Source organism: Holospora obtusa F1 (genome assembly GCF_000469665.2).
GTDB lineage: Bacteria > Pseudomonadota > Alphaproteobacteria > Holosporales > Holosporaceae > Holospora > Holospora obtusa.
Genome location: NZ_AWTR02000017.1, coordinates 1 through 7,171, shown reverse-complemented (window position 1 = coordinate 7,171; position 7,171 = coordinate 1). Strand labels below are relative to the sequence as shown.

Below are 7,171 nucleotides of genomic sequence, written 5' to 3'. Positions count from 1 at the left end.
CATATCAAGAAGATCCAGTTTCATTTTTTGTCCTTAAAAACTTACGGACGAAAAATATGATTATTTCAAGCAGAAATCAACTATTGCTGCGTAACATCAGTAAATTACTATAAATAGAGTAAAAACGCATTTTCACCCCAAATCTAGAACTAAGTGTGCAAAAGTAAACGACTCTCCCCTAAAAAGAGTCTTCTTGGGATATCAAGATATAAAAACAGTGCTTTCTATATGAAAACGTTCTTTATAAAGCGCAAAAACACATCTTTGGACAAAGAAAAATATACACAACACAGAATATTTTCACGTTAGGATTATGATCGAGCACACGTTACAAGATTTCAAAATTGTGTCCAATTTCTACCGAAATACACGCAGATACTGTAGTGTCAAGTTCAGAAGTATTGCCGGTATCGTAAATCTCAAAAAAAAGTTTCCAGAAAAGGAAGTTTTGAGAAACGTATGTTGAGAAAGAACCACCCAGAAAAATTTCTAGCTTACTTATGCAAGAAATTTGTGTTATCTAAATTTCTCCCTAATAAACTAACCTAGACAACCAAGAGCTTTTGTGAGGTTTTTCTTCTAGAATTTGTTTAATATTTTGCGCAAAACGTAACTCTAGTTTATATCGTTCATTACGTATTAAAATACCTTGCAAAGATTTCAAGCCTTCAACTAACTGATCTGGTTCAAGAGAAGAGTCACAGCAAAAATTTTTACCATATAAAAAATTACGAGATGCTTTGCTGGTACATGTCATGAAAAAATCCCCTATCCCCCCGTACGTCCAAGCACCATCCTGACCATCGTTCAAAATATGAGAAACAATCCACCTAATAGATTGAGAAAAAATTTTACACAAATAAGTCGATTGGGTATTTTTACTGGAACTAACTTGAGATAATAAACCACATCCTATTGCTGCTACGTTTTTTAAAGCGCCCCAAGCACTGAGTATATGTGGAAAATCAAAATGCTCTATAAGTAAACACGACTTTGAAAAAATACTAAAAATCTCGTCAAAAGATTTCAGACAATGGGTCGCGATAGTCATGCCAGATATATTGTTCTTTATAAGATCTTCAGCAAAATTAGGCCCCCCAAAAACAACCTGAACAGAAGAAGGAAAAAAAAACTCTGAAATTTCCGTCATCAAATCTCCTGTCTTCTCTTCTATTCCCTTACACGACAAAACAATTATACGAGGCACAACAGAAGTAGATTCTTTAATACGCAAAAAGCACGAACGCAAAGCTTGAGATGGGATACAAAAAATCCATATATCTCCACTCTGAGCAGCTTCTTCAACAGAAACAAAAAATTTTTTTACACCATCAGGAAGAAAAAAAGTTTTTTCCCTCCCCCACATAAAAACATTTGAATCTTTAAAATTTACACAAGAAGCAAGAGCCGAAGAAAAACGACCTGCTCCCCAAAACGTAACGCCTTTAGACACTATTTCTTTTTAGGTAAAAACGTGTACTTCAGCATAACCATAGCACTCGTCACAAAAGGACGAACAGTGATAACAGGTCTGTTATAAGCTAAACCATTAAGAATATAATTTGCTTCAGGCAATTTTATTCCTTTACTTCCACCAGAATTTAATGCCATTAAACGAATTCCGACAGAAAATCCTGGAGTAATTTGACGGTCAAAACCAAACCCGAAACTTACACCACTTATATTTCCTGAAGCATTCTTAACGCGCACCACCTGAGTCGGATCAATCGCACCTTGTCTAGCTTGAAAATTTATCTGATTAGCATACATCGCATTAAACTGCGGACCTACAGAAAATTTTGTATTATTCCAACCAATCAAAACGTAATAATGATTCGCTCCACCTGTAAACCCGAAAGTAAGTCCTAAACTAATAGTTCCCTTACTCTTAATTTGCATATACCCTTTATTTAATTCTGTGGGAAACGTTTCATAATAGTCGTCAGCATTTTCATTTCCAGAATTTTGAACTAAATAAGGGACTTCTGCATTTTGTGTACTTCTTGCAATACCACCGTTCAAGAACACTCCCATAGTAAAACAACTTCTTGGGATTTTTGTTACATAACCAAGTTCTGGCAAAACTGTAGCACCAAGGCCAGACCATCCGCTAGGCGCAATATTATTCGTTCCAAAAAAACAAGCAGCCTGACCTAAAGGCGCGTCAACTACCTTATCAGCATACTCCGTCATATTTCCAGGAGTAAACACATCGAATCCCTGAGATCCTTTTAATCTATTATAAGAGTTTGAAATCCCAGTACCCAAACCGAAATATGCTCCTGAAGTAAAACAAGGAACAACCCCACTAGCCTTTGCATGAAACGCCAACACTAACCCTAGCACAGAAATAAACTTTAATTTGCTTTTCACGATACCACTCAACTATGTTTTCACAAAGCCATTCTACAAAAAATATACGCTTGCGACTCTAACTATGCTGAGTGAACTGTGTTTTTCATCGAAAGTTGCTTACTTGCAACTTTTAAATAAAAATTTAAAACTTTTTAATATGTAATGTGTGTTTTTTTAAAATACCACTCAAAAATTTTAGGAAAAAATGTTGTACAACGCATAATATTCCAAGAAGTTAATCGAAAAGAACTTTGTAATGCAAGTGCTCCAAAGTTGACAGTTGCACCTGCTTTCCAATTATTTTGTTGAGATCTCAATAGCCATTGTTTCAGACAAATTCCAGAGCGTAGTGCATCTGGAAAATTTTTCAACCATCTTGAAGCATATCTTAAGGATAAGTTCATTCCTTGCCCCATTAATGGATGCATCCATTCCAAAGCATCTCCTAAAAAAAGAACTAATTCTTGAACTTCTTCTTTACTCCGTCCAGCAGTAAGAGGATAATGAGCATCCCATTGTTTGAAGTGAAAAATTTTTATTTTTCCGTGCAACAGATCATTTAACAGAGACAACAAATCATCTTTTTGTGAATAGAGCATTTTTTTTGATGGCCCCATTAATATACATGCCGCCTCATGAGAAGAAAAAGGTAAAATACCTATGCAGTGATCTTTAAAAAAAACATCCCAAACGGTATGCGCATCTCCTTGAAATTTAACAATTCCAGAAGAAGCATCTTGCTTGAAATCGAAACGCAATACTTTGCTTTTGAGTTGAGATCTTACCCAAGATGCTTTCCCATCTGCGGCTATGCAACATCTTCCTGTGTATATTTTGTCTTTTTTATTCATGACATGAATACGGTTACCTTCATGCCATATGCGCTCTAAATTTTCAGAAAACATCACAGAAACGTAGGGATGATTTTCAATCATAGAAATAAGCATTTCCATTAAAATATGCTCATGCACCATGACCCCTAAATAGGGTAAACCTAAACGTTTAGAAGAAAAATTTATTTCCGTACAAACACCATGCATACGAACAGCAGCATTTTGAATAATCCAAAAACTTCGTAAATCAACGATTTTCCAATACGCTAACCACTCCACAACGTCTTGAGCGATAGCAAAATGACGTTTTCCTTGCACTACCTCTTCAAAGGATTTTTTTTCTAGAACAAGACAAGAAACCCCTTGTGCTCCAAGATAAAGCGCACTAATTAACCCAATTGCGCCACCTCCAATTATTATGATCTCTGTGGAATATGCCATTGTTTTACTTTTAATAAAAAAATTAAAATATTTTATCTATGTACAATATATTACGTAGCAAATGTATAATCAATAAGAAAAAAGTCAGTTTTTGGCTAAAAATTGGATGATTTACGGTGAACAAAAAGAAATCCCCATAGTAGACTTCTTTGGAAACTAAACATTAAATAAAAATTAAGCTAAAAAAGATCTGAAGGTGCGTATACGAGCAAATCAAAAAATGAGAAAATAAAAATTTTGCAAGATACCCGGTGTCAAAAAAATACATTCTATAAAATGATCAATATTCTGAAAGAAGCAGAAAATTAAAAGCAGGCTCGTGGTGACAGAAAAAATAAGCTAAATATAGAAAAAACAGGCTGCTTATGGTTCCTTTACTACATTTGCGAATATTGGACATACTTTTACGTTAGCCAAGAAAGTACCACATAGAATATATTTAAAGAGGATACGCTCATTAAAAATATCCAAACTTCGTAAGACAGTGCTTGGGAGCGCTATGAATAAAGATTATCGAAACACCGATAGAGCACCCCAAAAAAATTAAATAATCGTTCTAGAAAAAAGAAAAGACACTCCTCCAAAATGCACAGTGTGATGAATAAGAAAAGCAAAGAAAAACTATGCACAACATTGTTTCATGAAAAACGTTATGATTTTAGGGAATTTAAAGAATTCAGAGTTAGATACTCGATATCAAGGACTTGAGAGGATAAAAATAAATTTGATCTTCCAAGAAGAAGAGTAAAAAAACTTCTTTCACACAACAACATAAAACGAACGATCGAGCTCTTGCCAGAAAAAGAGTTGTGAATGAAAATGTGATAGGGATGCTTAAACGATTAAAAATCATAGCAGATATAGCTAAAGCAGTATACTATGGAGTGAGCACAATGACAGCTTCCAAAGAAGTCTAATGCACGGCAAAAATTTTGGAGTCATCAAACAACGCCAAACCTACAATTCAGGCCAAAAAATATCACGCACGTACTTACGTAAAAAACAAGTGAGTTAAATAATAAGTTATCGATGCAAAGCAGAACCGAGGTTTGCGCTTGGAACAATCCAATAAGAAACAGCTGGAGCAGAATCAGAAAAATTATGGAAAGCCGGTATTCCAACATGACGCCAATGTGCAAGAATTTTTGTATTATAATAATGCAAGGGCAATACATAGCATCCCAATTTCAAAAGTCGATCTAGTACAGAAAGCCATAACGCATATTGTTTCTGATCGTTCCAAAATAACATCATTTGCTTGCATGCAAAATCAATATTAGGATCTTGAATACCTGAATAATTTTTTTTTTGAGTATGTTCTCCTTCTGAAGTCCAATAGCTTAATTGTTCAGCTCCAGGAGCAAGAGAGACAAGGCGCTCTGCCACGATCATATCAAAATCTTTTTTAGCAATTTTTCGATAATAAGCGGTTTCATCGATTTCCTTTACTAAAGCTTCAATTCCAAACTCTTTAAGATAAATAGAGAACCGTTGCGCCCAAACCTTTTCTTCCTTTTTTTTCACAGTAATGATAAAACGCATAGAAATGTTATCTTTTTGTAGTACATGATTTTTTAATTTCCATCCTGAGCGCTTAAAATGCTTTAAAATTTCGTGTTTAGTTCTTAGTTTTAGGGCAGAAATATGTTTAACAGGAACAGGAAGAGACAAAAATGCCTGATATTCTTCTGGAGTAAAATGCAGTGAAGACGCGTAGGAAGTTCCTTGAAAAAAACTTTCAATACGGTAAGACTGTTTTCCGACTATACGCTGAAAATCAGAAAATTTTAAATCCAATATTGCACTCAACCCTTGACGTATACGAATATCTTGAAAAAGAGGAATACGTGTATTTAAAAAAAAACCTCTCATTCCTATCGGATCTTTGTGAACGATTTTATGAACTTGAATTTTGTTTTTAAAATTCGAAAAAGACGAATACAAGTTCCATTGTTCTGGGTTACTTTCTTTCCACACGTCGATTTCTCCTCGAATAAACGCAGAAAATGCACTTTCTTTGGTTAAAAATCGCTTGTACTGAATTTCATTGACATTCCCAATTCCCTGAAATTGAGGAAGATCTTTTCCCCAAAAATTAAAAACCTTTCTATAAATTGTCACGGTTTCGGTATGACGATAAAACTGATATGGACCACTCCCTAACAACGGAGTCATGGGGTCTTCTGTTCCATCTCTCCAACTTATGTCTGCTTTAGAAAGTATGGGAAGTCCTGCAAGCAGTAGTGGAAATTCTGGTTCGTATCGTAGCTCTGAATTGTTGTCGTCTTGAATGGGTGTCATGTAAAACGTGATGTTCTGTGCATCATGTACACAAATTCGAGAAACTTTTTTACCTAATTTTTTGCGATAAGGAGATCCATAACAGCAAAAATACTGGAATGTTGCATAAACATCCTCTGTTGTTACAGGCGTTCCGTCGTGAAAACAGGCTTTTGGATCTAGACAAAAATGGATCCAGGAATTATCTTTAGCTTTACGAATTTTAGACGCGCAATAAGGAATCATATGAAAATCGCATTCCCAACACCTCATCATTAAAGATGTAACAGTTAAACTGGGTTCATGAGCGCAAAAAATTCCTGGTGGAAACCCAATAAATACGAATGGATTTAAAGAAGTAAAAGATGAAGATATAATAGGCAATGTTAGAATTCCCCCTTTAGGGGCGTGAATATTTACTAATTTGTGCGGATGCAGTGTTTTATAAACATGATAACGATCAAAATTTGTTCCCTCTTCAAAGTTGTTACAAGAAAGCTTCTGAATTGTTTGAGGAGTTTTCGTGTTTAAAAGATACGAGTCAACATTTAATTTTGATGCATCAACGGAAACTGCTAATATTTTTCGAGAAACATTTTGAAGAGTTTTTGCGCTTAGATTCAAGATTAAAAATTTAATAACAATTAGGTAAATAGAGTGTTTTTTTATATTTTTCATCGATTAGAATTTTCATTTATTTTCAAGAACTATAAACGAAATAGGTGATCTAATGCAATCCTTGTAAATGAGAATGATTTCTTTCTATCATGGTCGTTCACAAAAATTTTTCTAAATAAAAATTTGTCATTTATGCCGTTTCTATAGTAATTTAGCTTAAAAACGGGACAAGGAGAGGGTGTTTTTAAGAGAAAATGACAAAGAAACACTACAGCTTAGATCTAAAGAAGAGAGTAATAGAATATATTAAACTTGGTAACACTCAAAACACGACATCCAAGAAGTAGCGTAAGTAGGTGGTGGATCATGCACCAAGAAGCAGGCCTCGCTTAGGCAAAAAGGGTAAAATAGCCCCAGAAAAGCTAAAGGTTTATGTTGAAGGCCAATGAAGATAAAAAATGGGTAGAAAGAATAGCAAAACTATTTAATGCTAGTATGTGTTTTCTGTGTATCGGCGATTAAAATTTTTAAGGACAAAAAATGAAACTGGATCTTCTTGATATTTATAGCGACTATTTGATAAGTCAAAATCACTATGCAACATCGACTGGTTTAGCCAATATGTTTCAAGGCGAAATTAGCCA

4 protein-coding genes and 1 pseudogene are annotated in these 7,171 nt (G+C 34.5%); 1 reads left to right on the top strand and 4 read right to left on the bottom strand.

What is annotated here, in order from left to right; all coding sequences use genetic code 11:
* Positions 1–532: 532 nt before the first annotated feature.
* From P618_RS00730 to P618_RS00720, 3 genes are all read right to left on the bottom strand, one after another.
* Positions 533–1,453 (bottom strand): NAD(P)H-dependent glycerol-3-phosphate dehydrogenase, encoded by a 921-nt coding sequence (locus P618_RS00730; RefSeq protein ID WP_021827817.1) that lies wholly within the window; start codon positions 1,451–1,453, stop codon positions 533–535.
* Positions 1,453–2,373, bottom strand: a complete 921-nt coding sequence (locus P618_RS00725; protein WP_021827818.1) for a hypothetical protein — start codon at positions 2,371–2,373, stop codon at positions 1,453–1,455. The genes P618_RS00730 and P618_RS00725 overlap by 1 nt, the downstream gene beginning before the upstream one ends.
* Positions 2,374–2,507: 134 nt before the next feature.
* The gene (locus P618_RS00720; RefSeq protein WP_021827819.1) at positions 2,508–3,629 is read right to left on the bottom strand and encodes an FAD-dependent monooxygenase; all 1,122 of its coding nucleotides are present in this window, start codon (positions 3,627–3,629) and stop codon (positions 2,508–2,510) included.
* Between the two features lie 645 nt (positions 3,630–4,274).
* Here P618_RS00720 and P618_RS09570 point away from each other — a divergent pair.
* A pseudogene (locus P618_RS09570) lies at positions 4,275–4,489 on the top strand (IS5/IS1182 family transposase); the annotation flags it as partial.
* Positions 4,490–4,652: 163 nt separating this feature from the next.
* Here the strand turns inward: P618_RS09570 and P618_RS00715 are convergent.
* Positions 4,653–6,587 carry an ABC transporter substrate-binding protein gene (locus tag P618_RS00715; RefSeq protein WP_021827821.1) on the bottom strand — a complete coding sequence of 645 codons (1,935 nt, stop codon included), beginning with the start codon at positions 6,585–6,587 and terminating at the stop codon, positions 4,653–4,655.
* Between the last annotated feature and the right edge of the window lie 584 nt (positions 6,588–7,171).